The organism is Desulfuromonas sp. TF (assembly GCF_000472285.1).
In the GTDB taxonomy this organism is placed as follows: Bacteria; Desulfobacterota; Desulfuromonadia; order Desulfuromonadales; family ATBO01; genus ATBO01.
On the sequence record NZ_KI421420.1, the window covers coordinates 16,245 to 35,069 of the forward strand.

16 protein-coding genes are annotated in these 18,825 nt (G+C 61.3%); 11 read left to right on the plus strand and 5 right to left on the minus strand.

The features are described from left to right. Position 1: 1 nt before the first annotated feature. From DTF_RS0110685 to DTF_RS0110695, 3 genes are all read right to left on the minus strand, one after another. Positions 2–1,372 carry a TrkH family potassium uptake protein gene (locus tag DTF_RS0110685; RefSeq protein ID WP_051361227.1) on the minus strand — a complete coding sequence of 457 codons (1,371 nt, stop codon included), beginning with the start codon at positions 1,370–1,372 and terminating at the stop codon, positions 2–4. A gap of 127 nt (positions 1,373–1,499) precedes the next feature. Further along, positions 1,500–3,545 (minus strand): PocR ligand-binding domain-containing protein, encoded by a 2,046-nt coding sequence (locus DTF_RS0110690; RefSeq protein ID WP_027715315.1) that lies wholly within the window; start codon positions 3,543–3,545, stop codon positions 1,500–1,502. A gap of 105 nt (positions 3,546–3,650) precedes the next feature. Beyond that, positions 3,651–4,262 carry a molecular chaperone gene (locus tag DTF_RS0110695; RefSeq protein ID WP_027715316.1) on the minus strand — a complete coding sequence of 204 codons (612 nt, stop codon included), beginning with the start codon at positions 4,260–4,262 and terminating at the stop codon, positions 3,651–3,653. Between the two features lie 233 nt (positions 4,263–4,495). Here DTF_RS0110695 and DTF_RS0110700 point away from each other — a divergent pair, with 233 nt between their 5' ends. From DTF_RS0110700 to tatA, 6 genes are all read left to right on the plus strand, one after another. Then, on the plus strand, positions 4,496–4,840 hold the full coding sequence (locus DTF_RS0110700; protein ID WP_027715317.1) for a metalloregulator ArsR/SmtB family transcription factor: 345 nt from the start codon (positions 4,496–4,498) through the stop codon (positions 4,838–4,840). A gap of 41 nt (positions 4,841–4,881) precedes the next feature. Then, positions 4,882–5,895, plus strand: a complete 1,014-nt coding sequence (locus DTF_RS0110705) for an ArsJ-associated glyceraldehyde-3-phosphate dehydrogenase (protein ID WP_027715318.1) — start codon at positions 4,882–4,884, stop codon at positions 5,893–5,895. Between the two features lie 32 nt (positions 5,896–5,927). Continuing rightward, positions 5,928–7,154 carry an organoarsenical effux MFS transporter ArsJ gene (arsJ, locus tag DTF_RS0110710; RefSeq protein WP_027715319.1) on the plus strand — a complete coding sequence of 409 codons (1,227 nt, stop codon included), beginning with the start codon at positions 5,928–5,930 and terminating at the stop codon, positions 7,152–7,154. A 104-nt stretch (positions 7,155–7,258) separates the two neighbouring features. Beyond that, the gene (locus DTF_RS0110715) at positions 7,259–7,870 is read left to right on the plus strand and encodes a molybdenum cofactor guanylyltransferase (RefSeq protein ID WP_226989288.1); all 612 of its coding nucleotides are present in this window, start codon (positions 7,259–7,261) and stop codon (positions 7,868–7,870) included. Beyond that, complete coding sequence (glp, locus tag DTF_RS0110720; RefSeq protein ID WP_051361228.1) at positions 7,867–9,093, plus strand: gephyrin-like molybdotransferase Glp; 1,227 nt, start codon at positions 7,867–7,869, stop codon at positions 9,091–9,093. The genes DTF_RS0110715 and glp overlap by 4 nt, the downstream gene beginning before the upstream one ends. A 100-nt stretch (positions 9,094–9,193) precedes the next feature. Further along, the gene (gene tatA, locus DTF_RS0110725) at positions 9,194–9,391 is read left to right on the plus strand and encodes a twin-arginine translocase TatA/TatE family subunit (RefSeq protein ID WP_027715322.1); all 198 of its coding nucleotides are present in this window, start codon (positions 9,194–9,196) and stop codon (positions 9,389–9,391) included. A 111-nt stretch (positions 9,392–9,502) separates the two neighbouring features. On the opposite strand, the gene DTF_RS0110730 is transcribed toward tatA, so the two are convergent. Beyond that, positions 9,503–10,150, minus strand: a complete 648-nt coding sequence (locus tag DTF_RS0110730) for an OmpA family protein (protein WP_027715323.1) — start codon at positions 10,148–10,150, stop codon at positions 9,503–9,505. Positions 10,151–10,334: 184 nt separating this feature from the next. Between DTF_RS0110730 and gatC the strand changes: the two genes are divergently transcribed. From gatC to glnE, 5 genes are all read left to right on the plus strand, one after another. Then, positions 10,335–10,622 (plus strand): Asp-tRNA(Asn)/Glu-tRNA(Gln) amidotransferase subunit GatC, encoded by a 288-nt coding sequence (gatC, locus tag DTF_RS0110735; RefSeq protein WP_027715324.1) that lies wholly within the window; start codon positions 10,335–10,337, stop codon positions 10,620–10,622. Positions 10,623–10,643: 21 nt separating this feature from the next. Then, positions 10,644–12,101 (plus strand): Asp-tRNA(Asn)/Glu-tRNA(Gln) amidotransferase subunit GatA, encoded by a 1,458-nt coding sequence (gene gatA, locus DTF_RS0110740; protein WP_027715325.1) that lies wholly within the window; start codon positions 10,644–10,646, stop codon positions 12,099–12,101. Positions 12,102–12,171: 70 nt separating this feature from the next. Further along, positions 12,172–13,614 (plus strand): Asp-tRNA(Asn)/Glu-tRNA(Gln) amidotransferase subunit GatB, encoded by a 1,443-nt coding sequence (gene gatB, locus DTF_RS0110745; RefSeq protein ID WP_027715326.1) that lies wholly within the window; start codon positions 12,172–12,174, stop codon positions 13,612–13,614. Between the two features lie 79 nt (positions 13,615–13,693). After that, positions 13,694–14,737: an S-methyl-5-thioribose-1-phosphate isomerase gene (gene mtnA / locus DTF_RS0110750; protein ID WP_027715327.1), complete on the plus strand. Its 1,044-nt coding sequence runs from the start codon at positions 13,694–13,696 to the stop codon at positions 14,735–14,737. A 126-nt stretch (positions 14,738–14,863) separates the two neighbouring features. Further along, positions 14,864–18,082: a bifunctional [glutamate--ammonia ligase]-adenylyl-L-tyrosine phosphorylase/[glutamate--ammonia-ligase] adenylyltransferase gene (gene glnE / locus DTF_RS0110755; RefSeq protein ID WP_027715328.1), complete on the plus strand. Its 3,219-nt coding sequence runs from the start codon at positions 14,864–14,866 to the stop codon at positions 18,080–18,082. Here glnE and DTF_RS0110760 read toward each other — a convergent pair. Further along, positions 18,079–18,798 carry a PilZ domain-containing protein gene (locus tag DTF_RS0110760; RefSeq protein WP_027715329.1) on the minus strand — a complete coding sequence of 240 codons (720 nt, stop codon included), beginning with the start codon at positions 18,796–18,798 and terminating at the stop codon, positions 18,079–18,081. The two genes, glnE and DTF_RS0110760, sit on opposite strands and share 4 nt — an antisense overlap. Between the last annotated feature and the right edge of the window lie 27 nt (positions 18,799–18,825).

The window sequence follows — 18,825 nt, forward strand, 5'->3', positions numbered from 1 at the left end:
ATTATCCGATCATTATGTTTTCTTCCGCATACCGGGCCGCATAAGGTTTGCGGCGCCCGGCAATCGAAAAGGCCATCGTAAGAAGACCGACCCTTCCGACGAACATCAGAACGATGATGATGACCTTGCCTGCGCCTGCCAGGTTTCCCGTAGCCCCCAAGGAGAGGCCGACGGTGGCGAACCCGGAGACCGTCTCGAAAGCGTAATTCAGAAATTCGCGCGAGAGCTCGAATTCCACTTGGCTCTGGGCGATCAGCAGTCCGAAGAGGGCGATTCCGATAAAAATGACGGCCAGCAGGACCAGTGTGAGAGCCCTTGTTACAATCTCGTCGGGGACGGAGCGCCGAAAGAGGTTGGTGTTCGGATTCCCTCTGAGCCGGCTGTAGAGAACACCCAGGAACAGGGCAAACGTCGTGGTCTTGACGCCGCCACCGGCCGAGCCGGGGGAGGCGCCGATGAACATGAGGAACATGATGAGGAAGAGCGTCGGAGTTTGAAAGGCATTCAGGTCGATGGTGTTGAAGCCCGCGGTGCGGGCGGTCACCGACTGGAAGAGCGCGGTCCAGAATCCTTCCGCCACAGTCATTTCGGCGAAGGCGTGGCCTGCCTCCAGCCATCCGATGAGGACCGTGCCGTAGAGGATCAGAAAAACCGAGGTCAGCAGAACCACTCGGCTGTGCAGGGACAGCCGGGTGCGCTCCGTTCGCCGCCGCCGGATTCCCACCCTCAGCACTTCCTGGATAACCAGAAAGCCGATCCCCCCCAGGATGATCAGGGCCATGACGGTCACGTTGACCAGGGCATTGCCTCGATAGGCGACCAGACTGTCAGGGTAAAGGGAAAACCCCGCGTTGCAGAAAGCGGAAACGGAATGGAATATTCCCGAGTAAATGCCCTCCGCCAGACCGAGATCAGGGATGAAGGCGAGGGAGAGAAAGAGGGCGCCGACACCCTCGATGACGATGGTCATGAGGAAGATTCCCTTGATCAGCTCCGGCAGGGAGCCGACCGGCTTGTGCATGAGGGTCTCCTGAAGGACCCATCGGCCCCGCAAGCTCACCCCGGCCCGCAGATAGAGGAAGAAGTAGACGGAAAACGTCATGATGCCCAGACCGCCGATCTGGATGAGACCGAGGACCACCATCTGTCCGAACAGGCTCAGCCGGGTCCCGGTGTCCACCACGATCAGGCCGGTCACGCATTGGGCCGAAGTCGCCGTGAACAGGGCGTCCAGAAAGGAGAGCGCCTCGCCCCGGGCGGCCAGGGGTGTGGACAGAAGGAGCGCCCCCAGGAGAATGGCGGCGGCGTAGTACACCATGATCGATTCGCCGGGCGAGGGGTTCTTCCACCGGCTTTTCAGGGCTGCAAGCATTTACCCGTCCCGTCCTTGCTTACCATACGGCCAGTGTTCGGCCGACCTTGAATTCACTGGCAATTTGAGGCTTTGTCAGCCAGGACGGGGCCATTCTACACAAAATGTCTTTCCAGGCCAAAGCAATTCATTTTAGGGGAAGAATCCTCTTTCTATCCGGCAAAAGGGCCGGTTCATCCTTTTCCATCAGGGGCAGCGTGAAATGAACGCGCGTTCCGCTGCCAGGTTCGCTCTCGACCCAGATATGCCCGCTGTGGGCCTCCACGATGCTCCTGACGATGTGCATTCCCAGCCCAAAGCCACTGACGGCGGTCATCGACGCGTCGACCCTGTAGAACTTTTCGAAAATCCGCTCTATCTGCTCCGGGCCCATGCCGATCCCCTGATCCCCCACGGTCACCTGGATCTCACCATCGGTGCGCCGTGCACTGACCGTGATGCGTCCGCCCGCCGGTGAAAATTTCACTGCGTTGCTGAGAAGGTTTTCCAGGACCTGCCCGATCTTTCCTGCATCCAGCGAAAACCGAAGAGGCGAGTCCGGCAGATCGAGGACGAAGTCGTGCTTTTTTGTTATTTCGCGGTAGGATGCAACCGCCTCGTCGATGAGGCCCACGAGATCCTCCGGAGACTTCTTGAGGACGATCAGATGTCCCGCACGAAGTCGACTGAGGTCGAGGAGGTCGTCCATGATCTTGGCGAGAATCTCGGACTTCTGATAAATGAGTTCGAGGAATTCTCTCTGTTCCTCGGGACTGAAGGCATATTCGTCCTTGTGCTGAAGGAGTTCGACATACCCCATGACCGTCGTCAGCGGCGTGCGCAGCTCGTGGGCGGCGGTGGAGATGAACTCGTCTTTCAACTGATCGAGCTCGCGCTCACGGGTAATGTCCTGCAGCAGGGTGATCGTCCCGCTCAGCCGCCCCTCCGCCGTGCGAACCGGCATCGACCTAACCTTCAGGGTCTGAACGCCGGTCCCCTTCCGCGTCCCCACCTCCCACTCGACGGGCCCCTGTTCCTCTCCGCGGGTGCGGGTAGCGGCAATCTGCTGTCTGACCCTCTCTTCCGGCAGCAGGGCATCGACATGCCCTGAGGGGATGGCGGAGAAGGGGATTCCCAGCAGGCGCTCAGCGGCTTGGTTCATCAGGACGACTCGGCCTGAGAGGTCACTGACCACCAGGCCGTCTCCCACCGACTCGAGAATGGCATCGATCTTCTCCCGGGCCTCCTCCGCATTTTCAAAGGCCCGCTTCTGAGCCTCCTCCGCCTTCCTGCGCTCGGTGATGTCCCTGGTTAGGCAAAGGACCGCCGGCTCGCCCATGAAATCTACCCGGCGACCGCTGATCTCCACCGGCAGGAGGGAACCGTCCTTGCGCACCTGAACAGTCTCCATCCTGGCGCTGCCCTCACGCATAACCTTGTCGATGTAGTCGGTGATCCGTTGGTGCTCCTCCGGGGCGTGAATATCGTGTTTGGTCAGGCGCAGCAGTTCCTCCAGGCTGTATCCGAGGTTGCAGTAGGTCTGCGGGTTTGCTTCGAGCAGGCGGCCGTCCGGGGCCACGAGCACGATGGAGTCGAGGGCGCTTTCGAAGATGGAGCGAAACTTCCTCTCCGAGGCCTCCAGAAGATTGCGGGATTCAATTTCCCGCAGACGTCCGCTTCCCAGTCTCGCCAGCAGCTTGGCAAAACCGGAGAAGAACCCGATAACATCCTCGACCCGTTCCCTGCTGATGACGGGGACCGTCCCCACCGCCTCCAGATAGGGCTCCTCGTCCATGCCGAGTTCCAGTGCCTGACGGCGAAATCGCTCCAGGTCCGGAGCCTCGTAAAAGAACTGCGAAAGAAAGAGCGTCGCCAGATGCTCTCCCTCGACCATGATCGGAAATCCGATATGCACCAGGCCGTTGCGGCAAAAGGATTCAAAGTACTCGCCGGCGGCGGGGGGACGGCCATCCCGGATGAAGTGGGAAAAATCGGTATCACTGTCGATGCAACGCTGCAGGGGGACTGGAAAACGACGATGAAAGTAGGTGCAGACTTTTTGCCATCCGCAAGTGACCAGCACATTGCCTTCCACATCGACGATGGACATCGGCAGTCCCGAGGTCCGGGAGAAGCTCTGTATCAGCGGCCGAACGATGTCGAGATCGATCAGATCGGCAAAGCTGAGGGTCATGGCGGTTCTCCAGGCTGACCGGCTTTTGATGGGGTACCCCTAAGACAAGAATATCCCTTGCTTCACCTCATGCAATTAATTCCTCCTTATTATGGAAAATCTCCTTCAGGCAAGCCGCTCCAGCCAATTTTTCTCGCACTCGCAGAATCGCTCAAACAGGCCGGCGCCCCAGATATAGAGAGGGTGGGCGTCTCGATCAGCCCTGATCCGCCGGCAGAATTCCGGCACCCAGGGATGCAGCAGAGCCTGGCAGAAATCGCCCTGTTTGCGCACGGCCGACCGGGCCTCTTCGACATCGCCCCGGCCCAGGGCTTCCTCCTCGCACTCCACAAGAAAGTAGAGGAATTCCAGTTCGGTCGGGAGATAATCGGCCGGCTCCACGGAGCCGTCCACCGAAAGCTCCTCCCCGCGATAGGCCGCGGCGACCGACTGGGTGGAGAGCCCCATGAGGCGCTCGCCACCTTCAAGATAGACTGAGCCGTAAGGAGGGGCCGACGCCCCGCCCAGGCGGTTGATGAACAGCCCGGTAAAGGCGGCCTGAAGCTCCTCCGTCTGCGCTTCTCCCGCGAGCTTCGGAGGCTGCCGGGCTTCCGGGAAAAGCCCGGCGGCCCACACTCCTTCGCCCCGCGCGAGCGCGGCCGACAGTTCCTCATCCGGATAGCTGAAAAGGGTGGAGAAGAAAGCGTAAAGCTGTTTGCGTTCGCTGACATTCAACATGATGAAGTTCTCCTTGTATTTATTTATTCATATTTAAATATGCAATATCCGTGCGCAAGGAATCGGCAGGGAAGAATTGTGTCGGTGCAGGGATTTTTCCGGTTGGGGAGAATGAAGGAAAACGTTCTTTGGCCGAAAGGCCGGGGGGAATGGCGGGGTGAGCGAACAGATCCGTCAACAGTTGAAGAAATTGTCTCTTGACTTTTATCCGCCTATGCGGATAAATATTAATCATGAAAAATACAGCCCGACTCTTCAAGGCCCTGGCCGACGAAACCCGACTCCGCATCCTGGCGCTCCTTGCCCGGGGCGAACTGTGCGTCTGCGATCTCATGACGGTTCTCGATCTCCCCCAGTCCACCGTTTCGCGCCACCTGGCCTACCTGCGCAATGCCGGCTGGGTGGAAGACCGCCGCCAGGGGGTCTGGATGTATTACCGCCTGGCAGAGGGCGACCACCTCCTGCAACGGGAGCTGCTTCCGCTGCTGGCCGCGCGTCTCGAGGAAATCCCGGAAGCCCGCAAGGATCTGTCCGCCCTGAACGGCTACCTGGCCGACAAGCCCGGCAGGTGCGGATAACAAAAATCAGAACTACGAAATCCGAAACGAGGAAAATCCACATGAGCATACGCATCGGCATCAACGGCTTCGGCCGCATGGGGCGCCTCGCCCTGCGAGCGGCCTGGGACTGGCCGGAGCTGGAGATCGTCCATATCAACGAGGTGAAAGGGGGAGCGCAGTGCGCGGCGCACCTCCTCGAATTCGACTCGGTGCACGGGCGCTGGAACCGGGAAATCCGCGCCGAGGGAAGTGTCGTGATCATCGACGGCTCGGCCATCGGCTTCAGTGAATACAAGTCCCCCGGCGAAGTCCCCTGGGACGACCTGGGAGTCGACATCGTCATCGAATCCTCCGGCAAGTTCCGCACGACGGATCTGCTGCAGCCTTATTTCGACCGCGGGGTTAAAAAGGTAATCGTTGCCGCGCCGGTGAAGGAAGGGGCCCTGAACATCGTCATGGGGGTCAACGACGGTCTCTATGATCCGGCCGAACACCACCTGCTCACCGCCGCCTCCTGCACCACCAACTGCCTGGCCCCGGTGGTGAAAGTCCTGCACGAGAAGATCGGCATCGAGCACGGGGTGATCACCACCATCCATGACGCCACCAACACCCAGGTAGTGGTCGACGCTCCCCACAAGGACCTGCGCCGGGCGAGGGCGGCAGGCATGTCCCTGATCCCCACCACTACCGGCAGCGCCACCGCCATCACCCTCATCTACCCCGAACTCAAGGGGAAGCTCAACGGACATGCGGTGCGGGTGCCGCTCCTCACCGGCTCCATCACCGACGCCGTCTTCGAGATGAAGCGCGAGGTGAGAGCCGAAGAGGTCAACACCCTCTTCCACGAGGCCGCCGACACCTATCTGAAAGGAATCCTCGGCATCGAAGAGCGCCCCCTGGTCTCCATCGATTTCAAGAGCGACCCGAGATCCGCCATCGTCGACGCCCCCTCCACCATGGTCGTCGACGGCACCCAGCTCAAGGTCTTCATCTGGTATGATAACGAGACGGGCTACGCGAACCGGCTGATGGAGCTCGCGAAGAAGATCAGCTTACAGCTTGAAGCTTGAAGCTTGAAGCTTGAAGCTTACAGCTAGGGAATATGACCGACCTTCGCAACTACACCCTTGTCACCGGCGCCTATTGGGCGTTCACCTTGACCGACGGCGCCCTGCGCATGCTGGTCCTGCTCCATTTCCATGAGCTCGGCTATTCGCCGGTGCAGATCGCCTTCCTCTTTCTGCTCTATGAATTCTTCGGCGTCGTCACCAACCTGGTCGGCGGCTGGATCGGCTCGCACCTGGGGCTGAAAATCACCCTCTTCGCCGGCCTCGCCCTTCAGGTGGCCGCCCTTTTGGCCCTGGCGCTCCTCGACCCGACCTGGCCGGTGGCCTTGTCGGTCGCCTATGTCATGGGAGCCCAGGCTCTCTCCGGGATCGCCAAGGATCTCACCAAGATGAGCTCGAAGAGTGCGATCAAGGTGCTGATCCCGGAGGACGCCGCGGGGACTCTGTTCAAATGGGTGGCCATCCTCACCGGCTCGAAGAATGCCCTCAAGGGGGCCGGATTTTTCCTCGGCGGAGCACTGCTCGCCTGGCTCGGCTTCCGCATCTCGCTGGTGGTGATGGCGACAGGGCTGGCGCTGGTGCTGGCGGCGGCCGTTCTTTCGCTCCCCCGGGGGATGGGCCAAGCCGGAAAGAAGGTCAAATTCACCCGTATATTCTCCAAAAGCCGCAACATCAACCTTCTCTCGGCGGCCCGTCTCTTCCTTTTCGGATCGCGCGATATCTGGTTCGTGGTGGGGCTGCCGGTTTTTCTTTCCGCCAGCCTCGGCTGGAGCCATGCGGAAGTCGGCGGGTTTCTGGCCCTCTGGGTGATCGGCTACGGCGGCGTGCAGTCGCTTGCGCCAAATCTGCTAAGGCGCGGACTGGCCGGCGGCACGCCCCAGGGTGGGACGGCCAGCATCGGCGCATTTGTCCTTGCGGCACTGACGGTTCTGATCGCCCTGGGCGTTCAGGCAGGCCTCTCTCCCTGGCTGACCGTGGTGGCGGGGCTCGCCCTCTTCGGAATCGTCTTCGCGGTCAATTCCTCGGTCCATTCCTATCTGATACTGACGTACTCCGAGAGCGACCAGGTGGCCCTCAACGTCGGCTTCTACTACATGGCCAACGCCATGGGACGCCTGGCCGGCACCCTTCTTTCGGGAGTGGTTTTTCAGATAGCCGGCCTGACGGGCTGCCTGTGGGTCTCCGCCGCCTTCGTTCTCATGGCTGGCGGGCTGTCGCTTCTGCTGCCGAGGGGAGAGAGGGCGGCGGGCGCTGCGGCCTGAGCCGGATGCGAAAGGGGAAACTCTCTCCGGTCGGTGAGGCTCAGCACATATGAAACCCCGAATATCTCCTTGCCTCGCAGTTCCTTCACGGATATAATCCACCGATGCAAAGCGTTCACATCGATGATTCCCCGATGAAGAAGGTGGATGATGTCACAGGGGTCATTCTGGCAGGCGGCAGGAGTTCCCGCATGGGCAGAGACAAGGCTACCCTGGAGGTGGCGGGCACCCCTTTGTTCGAGCGCGTCCTTGACGTTCTGCAGGACTTTTTTGCCGCCGTTCTCATTGCCGGAGACCGCCCCGACCTGGCCCGGCCCACGGTACCGCATCATCCCGACATCTACCCCGGCAGCGCCCTGGGGGGGCTCTATACCGGCCTGCTCAAGGCGCGGACCGAGTGGATTTTCGCCGCCCCCTGCGACATGCCCCATCCCGATCCCGAGCTGATCAGGGTCCTGCTGGAGCACCGCGAGGGACACCAGGTCGTCGTTCCCCATACCAGCGCCGGATTTGAACCCCTCTTCGCCCTCTATCACAAGGACTGCCTGAAGCCCATGCGCGCCATGCTGGAGGAGGGGCACTACCGCATCTACGACTTCTACGATCAGATGTCCGTTCGCTATGTGAGCGAGGCCGAACTTCCTCCGGGCTGGAAGCAGTCGCTGATCAATGTCAACACCCCCGAAGAATATTCGAAGATCCGGAAGAAGACTTGAAAACAGAGGAAAACATGCTGACATACCAGCAGGCGATCGACGTGATTCTGCAAGCCGTCCAACCCCTGCCGCCGGTAGAGACGGCCCTGCCGGACGCTCTCGGAATGGTGCTCGCCGAATCGGTGGAAGCCTGCTGGGACCTTCCCCCGGCGGACAACTCGGCCATGGACGGCTATGCCTTCGCTTTTGCCGGACAACGCGAAGGGGATGAACTGGCGGTGGCGGGATTCGTCCCCGCGGGCGCCTCTTTCGCGGGCCGTCTTTCACAGAAGGAGGCGGTGAAGATCATGACCGGCGCTCCTCTGCCGCCGGAGTGCGATACCGTTATGCCGGTGGAAGATACCGCCTTGGAAGGGAACCGCATCCGTCTCACCCGCTCCCCGCAGAAGGGTCAGCATGTGCGCAGTCGCGGCGAGGAATTCGGCCGGGGGGAACCGCTCCTGGGTCCCGGCTGCCCTGTTTATTCCGGTGAAATGGGGCTGCTGGCGGCCGGCGGCATTACGGCTCTCAAGGTTCATCCCACCCCCCGCGTCGCCCTCCTCTCCACCGGTGACGAGCTGGTGGAGCTCGGCTCCGCCCCCGGCCCCGGGCAGATCGTGAACTCCAACTTTCACCTTCTCGCGGCCCGGCTTCAGGAGTCGGGGTGCCGTGTCGTACCCCTCGGCATCGCCCGGGACAATCCCCAGGACCTGAGCGCCAGAATAGCCAAGGGGCTCGAGGCCGACATGCTTATCAGCACCGGCGGGGTTTCCGTGGGCGACCGCGACTATGTGCAGGAGATCCTGCTGGAACACGGCTTCGAGCTCGGTTTCTGGCGGGTGGGAATAAAACCGGGCAAACCCGTCCTCTTCGGGACCGCGCGGGGCACGACAGTGTTCGGACTCCCCGGTAATCCGGCCGCCTCGGCGGCCACCTTCGAACTGTTTGTCCGCCCTGCCCTGCGAAGGCTCGCCGGACATCGCGATCCCCTGCCGCCGCGCCTGCGCGTCACCCTGACTGCCGACATCAGCGGAGGGGAAAAACGGCAGCGTTTTCTCTGGGGAACCCTGCAGGAGCGGGAAGGCCGCTATCTCTTCACTCCCTCACCCCGTCAGGGATCGGGTCAGAACCGCAGCATACAGGGGGCGCAGGCTCTGCTTCCGGTCCCGGGAGACAGTCCGGAGATAATCGCCGGAACGGAAATGGAGGTTCTGCTCCTTCGCCTGCCTCCGGGAGGGGCCTGAAGGGCGGCGGATAAAAGGTAGTCGTTGAGATTTACACCTTGAACGGTGTATATAATAGGGTTCGATAACGCTTCAACCCGCAAGACAGGAGAAAAACCCCATGTTCGGACTCGGAACCCAGGAACTGATCATCATCCTCGTGCTGGTGCTGATTATTTTCGGCGCCGGCAAGCTTCCCCAGATCGGAGGGGCGCTCGGCAAGAGCATTCGCAATTTCAAGGAGGGGGTCAAGGAAGAGGAAGAAGAAAAAAAGGAAGAAGAAAAAAAGCTGGAAGACAAGAAGGATGAATCAATCTGAAAACGACACGGTCCGGCTTCTACGGGAATAAAGCCGGACCGCGTCGTTTTTCAGTTTGCTTGTTTGATGCGCTCGCAAAAACTCAGAGGATGGCTAAGCCATCTTGCTTGTTTACTGCGGCGCGATGGTGATTTCCACGCGCCGGTTCAACTGCCGACCATAATCAGTGCTGTTATCGGCGATGGGGCTGGTTTCCCCGTATCCGATGGCGGTCATCCGCGCCGCGTTGACCCCCTGGCCGACCAGGGCGTTCTTGACATTGGCCGCCCGCCGGTCCGAGAGCTGCTGGTTGTACGTCTCCGAACCGGTGCTGTCCGTATGACCGGCGATAATGATGTTGGTCTGGGGATACTGGTTCAGCACCCTGGAGACCCGGGTGAGCTCATCGTAGAAGCCGGGCTTGACGGCCGACGAATCAACGTCGAACAGGGTATCCGCCTTGAAGGTCAGAGCCAGAGTGTTGGCGTTGCGCTGCACATTGGCCCCTTCCACCCCCGCCAGCTCCTGCCTGAAGGCCGCCTCCTGATTATCCATCATCCGTCCCATGGCTCCGCCGGCGACACCTCCGACCGCGGCCCCGATGGCCGCGCCGATCAGCGTCCCCTTGGTATCCCCGCCTATCACCTGTCCGGCCACCGCTCCCGTGGCCGCTCCGACGCCGGTTCCGACTGCCGCCCCTTTCTGGGTCCTGGTTGCCGGTTGCGCGCAGCCCGCCAGGGTCAGGGCTGCAATTACCATAAGAATCACTGTTCTCTTCATCTCTGTCTCCCGTCTGTCATATGAAGTACGCCCCTCGACCATCTGCTTAATTTTAACCATGCCGCCTGTCAAATGCAATCGCTCCGGGAAGGAGAGAAGGTTTAAAAGCTTGAAAGCAGAGCCTTTTTTATGGTAATTTGCGCCTCTGTAAAACCCCTTAATTTCCCATCTGGAGGTTTCCGCAATGAAGATAACCCGCGCCGAAGTGGAGCATGTCGCCCGTCTGGCCCGCCTCGCCCTCCAGGATGGCGAACTGGACAGGCTGACCGGGCAGATGGACGCCATCCTCGGCTATGTCGAGCAGTTGAACGAATTGAACACCGAAGGCATCATCCCCACCGCTCATGCCGTTCCGATGGAGAATGCCTTTCGCGAGGATGAGGTGAAACCCCCTATCGGCATCGAAAAAGCGCTGCGGAACGCCCCGGCCGCCGCCGAAGGCGCTTTCAAGGTGCCCAAGGTTATCGAATAAACAATGTAAAAGGACTTGAACGTGGAATTGACCGAACTGACCATACATGAGATGCGCCGCAGGCTCGTCGCCGGGGAGTTGACTTCAATCGGGCTGACCCGGGCTTTTCTCGACCGGATAGAGGCCACCGACCAGAAGGTGAACGCCTTTATCACCGTCTGCGGAGAGTCGGCGCTGGCGCAGGCGGTTGAGGCGGACAAGCGCATGGCAAGGGGCGAGGCCGACATTCTGACCGGCATCCCCGTTGCGCTGAAGGATATCTTCAATACCGAGGGGATCCGCACCACCTGCGCCTCGAAGATCCTGTCCGATTACATATCCCCTTACGACGCCACCGTGGTAGCCAAATTAAAGAAACAGGGGGCGGTGATCCTCGGCAAGCTGAACATGGATGAGTTCGCCATGGGAAGTTCCAACGAGAACAGCGCCTTCGGCCCGGTAAAAAACCCCTGGGATCTGGAGACGGTTCCCGGCGGCTCCTCCGGCGGCAGCGCCGCCTGCGTGGCGGCCCGCCAGTCGGCCGCCACCCTGGGGACCGACACCGGCGGCTCCATCCGCCAGCCGGCCTCCCATTGCGGGGTGGTGGGTCTCAAGCCGACTTACGGCCGTGTTTCCCGGTACGGGGTGATCGCCTACGCCTCCTCCCTCGACCAGGTCGGTCCGCTGACCCGGGACGTGGAGGATTGCGCGATCCTGCTCGGAGCCGTGGCCGGTCACGATCCGGCCGATTCAACCTCCGTCGACATACCGGTCCCCGATTACCTCGCCACCCTCGGTGCAGGCGTCAAGGGACTGAAGATCGGCCTCCCCAGGGAGTATTTCATCGAGGGCCTCGATCCCGATGTCAAGGCGGCCGTGGAACGGGCTATCGAGACGTACCGCGGGCTCGGCGCCGAGATCGTCGAGGTCTCTCTCCCCCACACCGACTACGCGGTAGCCTGCTACTACCTCATCGCCACCGCCGAGGCCTCCAGCAACCTGGCCCGCTATGACGGAGTGCGCTACGGGCTGCGGGTCGACGAAGGAAAGGGGCTCATCGACATGTACATGAAGAGCCGCGCCGCCGGTTTCGGAGCCGAGGTCAAGCGCCGCATCATGCTCGGCACCTACGCCCTCTCCTCGGGCTACTACGATGCCTATTACCTCAAGGCGCAGAAGGTGCGGACCCTGATCCGCCGGGATTTCCTCGACGCCTTCTCCAAAGTCGACGTCATTCTCACTCCGGTGGCCCCGACTCCGGCCTTCCGCCTAGGGGAAAAGGTGGACGACCCGTTGCAGATGTATCTCTCGGACACCTTCACCATCCCCGTCAACATGGCCGGAACCTGCGCCCTCTCCCTCCCCTGCGGCTTCTCCGGATCGGGGCTGCCCATCGGCCTGCAGCTCGTCGGCAGCCCCTTCGGCGAAGAGACCATCCTGCGCGCCGGTCACGCTTTCGAGCAGGCGACGGAGTGGCATAAAAGGAAACCCGTAATCTAGTCATTTGTCATTTGTCATTTGTAAGATCCTGAACCAATGACAAATGACCACTGACCAAGGACAAGATTTTATGAAATACGAAGTCGTCATCGGGCTGGAGGTGCACGTCCAGCTGACCACGAAGACCAAGATCTTCTGCGGCTGTTCGACCGCCTTCGGGGCCGCGCCCAATTCCCATACCTGCCCGGTCTGCCTGGGGCTGCCGGGCGCCCTGCCGGTGCTCAACGGGAAAGTCGCGGAATTCGCCATCCGGACCGGCCTGGCCACCCACTGCGCCATCGCCCCCCGGTCGATCTTCGCCCGCAAGAACTACTTCTATCCCGACCTCCCCAAGGGATATCAGATCTCCCAGTACGAGCTCCCCATCTGCGAGCACGGCCACCTGAAGATCGAAACCGAAGAAGGGGGACCGAAGACCATCGGCATCACCCGGATCCACATGGAAGAGGACGCCGGCAAGCTGATCCACGGAGAAACGGCCGAAACCGCAGGCAGCTCCTTCGTCGACCTCAACCGGGCATGCACCCCCCTGCTGGAGATCGTCTCCGAACCGGACATGCGCTCTTCGGACGAAGCCATCGCCTACCTGAAGAAGCTGCACCAGATCGTGGTCTACCTCGGCGTCTGCGACGGCAACCTGGAGCAGGGCTCCTTCCGCTGCGACGCCAACGTCTCGATCCGCCCCTGGGGACAGAAGGAATTCGGCACCCGCGCCGAGCTGAAGAACATCAACTCCTTCCGCTTCATCAAGCAGGCCATCGATTACGAAGTCGAGCGGCAGGCGGAGATCCTCGAGGACGGCGGCCGGGTGATCCAGGAGACACGCCTCTTCGACAGCGCCGCCGGCACGACCCGCTCCATGCGCGGCAAGGAAGAGGCTCACGACTACCGGTATTTCCCCGATCCCGATCTCGTCCCCCTGGTCGTCTCCGGAGAGTGGATCGAAGAGGTCCGCAAGAGCCTCCCGGAACTCCCCGAAGCGAAGATCGAGCGTTTCGTCCGCGAGTACGGCATTCCCCTCTACGACGCCGAGGTCCTCTGCGCCGACCGCGCCATGGCCGACTACTTCGACGCCTGCGTCGGTCTGCACGGCAACGGTAAAACCTGCGCCAACTGGGTCATGGGCGAGGTCCAGCGCCGTCTCAACGACGAGGGGATCGCCATCACCGGCGCCCCGGTCACCCCGACACTGCTGGCGGGGATGCTGCGGCGCATCGACGACAACACCATCTCCGGCAAGATCGCCAAGACGGTTTTTGACGAAATGTGGCAGAGCGGCAGGGATGCCGACACCGTCATCGAGGAGAAGGGCCTGAAGCAGGTTACCGATACCGGCGCCATCGAAGCGATCATCGACGAGGTCATCGCCGCCAACCCCGGGCAGGTTGAGGAATACCGCGGAGGCAAGGACAAGGTCTTCGGCTTCTTCGTCGGCCAGGTGATGAAAGCCTCCAAGGGCAAGGCGAATCCCGCCGCTGTGAATGAACTGCTGAAGAAGAAACTAAAGGGATGAGAAACGCGGGACGCGGGACGCGAAAATCTGTAATCCGCGTCCCTCATACCTCGCTCCTCGTTCCGATTCCGGAGGAATCATGTCCATAAGACCCATCCTGTTCGAAAACGGCATCCTGAAGATGATTGACCAGCGTCGGCTTCCCACCGAGGAGCTGTGGCTGGAATACACCGAATACCGGGGCGTGGCGGAAGCCATTCGCTCCATGGTCGTGCGCGGCGCTCCGGCCATCGGGGTGGCGGCGGCCTTCGGAGCGGCCTTCGGCGCCCGGGATGTGGCGGCGGACGATTTCGAGACTTTTTGGCCAACCTTCGAAGAGGTCTGCGCACATCTGGCCGCCACCCGTCCGACCGCCGTCAATCTCTTCTGGGCTCTCGACCGGATGAAGGCGTACGCCCGGGCCAATCGCAACCTCCCTCTGGACGAGTTGAAGCTGCGTCTTCTCGACGAGGCCGCCGCCATCGCTCAGGAGGACGACCGGATCAACCGGACCATGGGTCGGTTCGGCGAACCTCTCATCCCGCAGGAGGCCCGCGTCCTGACCCACTGCAACGCAGGTGCGCTGGCCACCGGGGGCTACGGCACGGCCCTGGGGGTGATCCGGGCCGCGGTGGAGGCGGGAAAAAAGGTGGCCGTTCTGGCCGACGAGACCCGCCCCTTTCTCCAGGGGTCGCGCCTGACCGCCTGGGAGCTGGCCCGGGACAATATTCCCGTCACCCTGATCTGCGACAACATGGCAGGCTATCTGATGAGCAAGGGTGAAATCGACTGTGTCATCGTCGGCGCCGACCGCATCGCGGCCAACGGCGACGTGGCCAACAAGATCGGCACCTACACGGTGGCGGTGCTGGCCAAAGAACACGGCCTCCCCTTCTATGTCGCCGCACCCATCTCCACCATCGATTTTTCCATCCCCGACGGCTCCCACATTCCCATTGAGGAGCGGGACGCCCGCGAAGTCACCCACAGCGGTGACCGGAGAATGGCGCCCGAGGGGATCGCGGTGCGCAATCCGGCCTTCGACGTGACCCCGGCCCGGCTGGTGAGCGCCATCATCACCGAAAGGGGAGTTGTCCAGGGGGACTACCTTCAAGGTCTGAAAGAACTGCTGGGAAACAAATAAATCGGCTGAATGTTTTCGACCACCCGTTCGCTTAGAAGCGTTTCCGGCAGGGTCGTGGCCGCCCGGACCCAATCGCCGGGAACGGCAAAAATCGCCTTATCCCGACCTACAAGGTCTCAGGTTGACATGGATATCGCTCTTCTGACCCGAAAACTTGCCCAGGCTCTGGCGGCCGGAAACGATGTGGATCTGACCGCCCTGGCCCGAGAACTCGGATTTTCCGAACCGAAGAAAAGCGCCACCAACCTGCGCCTGCTCAAGGGCGTCCTGAATGACGAAAACCTCCTGGCCGGGATCGTCCGGAGCGCCGGCGACGCCGCTTCCCCCGATCAGGCTCTCAACAGCCTGGAGCGCCTGAGCGCCGTCGTTCGGGCAGAAGAACTGGTTTCCGTACTCGGGAACGGGCCGTCACACCGCCAATTGCTCACCATTCTCGGCGCCTCCCCCTTTCTGACCGGCATTCTCTGCCGGAAACCCTCCTACTTCCAGGATCTTTTCCCCGGAGGGGAGATCGAGCGCCGCAAGGATGAAGCGGAGATGAGGGCCGAACTGCGCGAGCGCATCCCCGCCGATGCCGACTTTGTCGTCCTGCAGAGGGAACTGCGTCTCTACAAGTTCCGGGAGATTCTCCGCATCGCGAGCCGCGACCTGTGCGGAGTGGCCGACCTGGCCGAGGTCACCGGCGAGTTGTCTGCGCTGGCCGCCGCCTCGCTGCAGCGGTCTTACGAGATCTGCGACACTCTGCTGCGCTCCGAGTACGGCGCCCCCCTTCTCGCTTCGGCAGCGGATCAGCTTGCCGCCGAGGCCGAATTCACCATCTTCGGCATGGGCAAGTTCGGCGGCCGCGAACTGAACTTTTCCTCCGACATCGATCTCATCTATTTCTATTCCTCTGAAAAGGGGATGACGGCAGGCATCCCCGGCCCCCTGGGTGAAACCAGGAATCGCCTCCATCTGCATCAGTATTTCTGCAAGCTGGGAGAGATGATCACCAGAGCCGTCGGACAGGCGACGGAGGACGGATTCGTCTTTCGGGTCGACCTGCGGCTGCGCCCCGAGGGGAACAGCGGCGAGATGGCCAATTCCCTGCGCAGCGCGGAAATCTACTACGAGAGCTGGGGGCAGAGCTGGGAGAGGGCTGCAATGATCAAGGCCCGGCCCGTGGCCGGCGATATTCCTCTCGGCGAGCGACTGCTCAAGAATCTGGAGCCTTTCGTCTACCGCCGCTTCCTCGATTACGGGATGGTCGAGGACATCAAGGTGATGAAGCAGAAGATCGACCGCAGCCTGACGCGGGAGCGCGAAGGGGAACTCAACCTCAAGCTGGGCCGCGGCGGCATCAGGGAGATCGAATTTTTCATCCAGGCGCTTCAGTTGATCTATGCCGGAAAGAATCCCGCCCTCCGGGAGAAGAATTCCCTGGCGGCCCTGGAACGGCTGTGCCGGGAGGGATTGATCCGGCAGCAGGAGCATGACACCCTGCGCGAGGCCTACATCTTTCTGCGCACGGTGGAGCACCGCATCCAGGTGGTACAGGAGCGGCAGACCCACAACCTGCCTGTCCGGCCCGACGAAATGCTGGCCCTGGCCCGACGCTGCGGATTCCCCGACGCGGAGACCTTTGGCCGGACCCTGGAACGGCACCGCCGCGGAGTGGAGAATATCTATCGGGACCTTTTCTATACAAGCGAGGAGGAGATCCGGGAGGAGGTTCGCCCGGAGGTCGCCTTTCTTTTCGATCCGTCCGCTGATTCCGACCTGGTCAAGGACCTGCTGGAGGAAAAAGGGTTCAAAAACCCCGATGCCGCCTATGAGATCCTGCTGATGCTCAGGGACGGCCAGCCGCGTGCCCATCTCACCGAGCGGGGCCGACGGTTGTTCGAGCGTATTGCGCCGCTGCTGATGCAGGAGGTCATCGACTCTCCCGAACCGGACATGGCCCTGCTCAACCTGGAGCGCTTCCTCGAAGTACTGAAGGCCCGGGCTACCTTTTACGCCCTGCTGGCAGAGAACAAGGAGATCATCAAAGTTCTCGTTACCCTCTTCGGCACCAGCCAGTTCCTGTCGCGCATCTTCATCCAGCACCCCGAAATCCTCGATTCCCTGGTATCACGCTCCTATGCCGTCTCCTTCAAGGAGCGCAACGCCATGCAGCGGGACCTGGAACAGCTGATGCAATCGGCTGCGGATTACGAGGATAAGCTGGATATTCTGCGCAGGTTCCGCAACGAGGAGTTTTTGCGCATCGCCATGGGAGATATCCATGGCCACATGCCCCAGGGTCAGGGAGCGACCCAGCTCTCCACCCTCGCCGATGCCTGCCTCGAGAAGTCGCTGAAAATCGCCAGGGACGAATTGCTTCCCCGCTTCGGGCTCCCCTTCTGCAGGGACGAGAAAGGGGCGGAACACGAGGCCGCCTTCGCCATCGTCGGCATGGGAAAGCTCGGAGGCGTGGAACTGAATTACCACTCCGACCTGGACATCATCTTCGTTTACGAGGGCGAGGGGGAAACCCGCCCGGTCGCGGGAACCGACAAGGAACGGTTCCGGGAGTTGTCCAACCCGGAGTACTTCTCCCGTCTGGCCCAGAGGGTCATTTCGGTGCTGACCCTGATAACCCGGGAAGGATATGTCTACCAGATCGACACCCGCCTTCGGCCCTCGGGCAATCAGGGCCCACTGGTCACCAGCCTGCCGGCCTTTGAGCGTTATCATCGCTCATCGGCCCAGCTCTGGGAACGGCAGGCCCTCACCAAAGCCCGCGTCGTCGTTGGTTCGCCCGCCTTTGCAGGGCGCATCGAGGAACTGATAGGACAGCTGGTTTTCGAGCGGCCGCTGGCCGGTGACCTCAAGGAGGAGATTTACCGCCTGCGCGGCCGGATGGAGACGGAAATCGCCCGCGAGGGTGCGGACCACCTGAACATCAAGACGGGGCGCGGCGGAATGGTCGATGTGGAATTCCTGGCGCAGTACCTCCAACTGCGTCATGGCCAAGATCGTCCGAGCCTGCGGCAGACCAACACCCTCGGCATCCTGCAGGCTTTGCTGGATGAAGGACTGCTGACGGAGACCGACCATGAATCCTTGGCCGGAGGCTACAAATTCCTCCGGCGGCTGGAAAACAAATTGCGGCTGATCCATGACCAGTCCATCAACGAGCTTTCGGGGGAGCGCGCCTATCTCGTCAAACTCGCCCGGAGGCTCGGCTACGCCGATCGGCCGCTGAGCCCGGACAAGGTGCTGCTGGAGGATTATCGGCAGGTCACTGGAAAGATCAGGGAAATTTTCGAGAGATTTCTCGGTCCGGATCAGGCGCCCGAGAGCGTCATCTCCGAAAATCGTTAAAGGCAAGGCTTTGGGAATCCGATCTCTTTCAGGATCGCCGGCGGCACATCGAAATGGGACAAACCTTCCATGAAGACAGGGGCGTCCATTCCTGCCCGCACCCTTTCGAGGTAGGTTTGGATGACGAAGTCATGCAGAACCTTCCGCAGGCTCCTGGCACGGTAATCGAAAATCACCCCTATCTGAGCTTTCCCTGACCGATCGAGATCTCCCAAGGGGACCACATAGATCACCCGGGCAGACAGTTTCAACCGGCGCCGGGCGATGGTCAGGCCCAGAACCAGTTCCTCGCCGGGAGCCAGTTCCCGATCCAAATCGAACCGCCCTCCCAGATCAGACAAACTGGTGATGCTGATTTCAACCGTCTCATTCCTGACTTCCAGTGTTGCCGGAAGCGCAAGTCTGATCCGGATGCGGCTTCTGGCAGGCTTGTAAAAACGCCTTTCGAGCTCGGTCCACAGCTCCTCCAGGGAAAATGGAAGGCCCAGACGGTCCTGCTCTTCACAGCGGGTGCGGGTAAGCCACAGCACAGGAGCCCCATCCTCGGGAACCGGGGAACCATCTTCGGCGAGAAGAAGATCCGCGGCAGCCGGATTCTTCTGAACCGAATAACGCCACTCTCCGAGGAGCCCTGCCAGAACCAGGCGAAACGATTCATTGCGGACGAAAAGACAAAGGCGATTTTCCGACGGTTTGGGAAGAGTGCCTATCAGCATGTGGAAATCAGATCAGGACCCGCATGG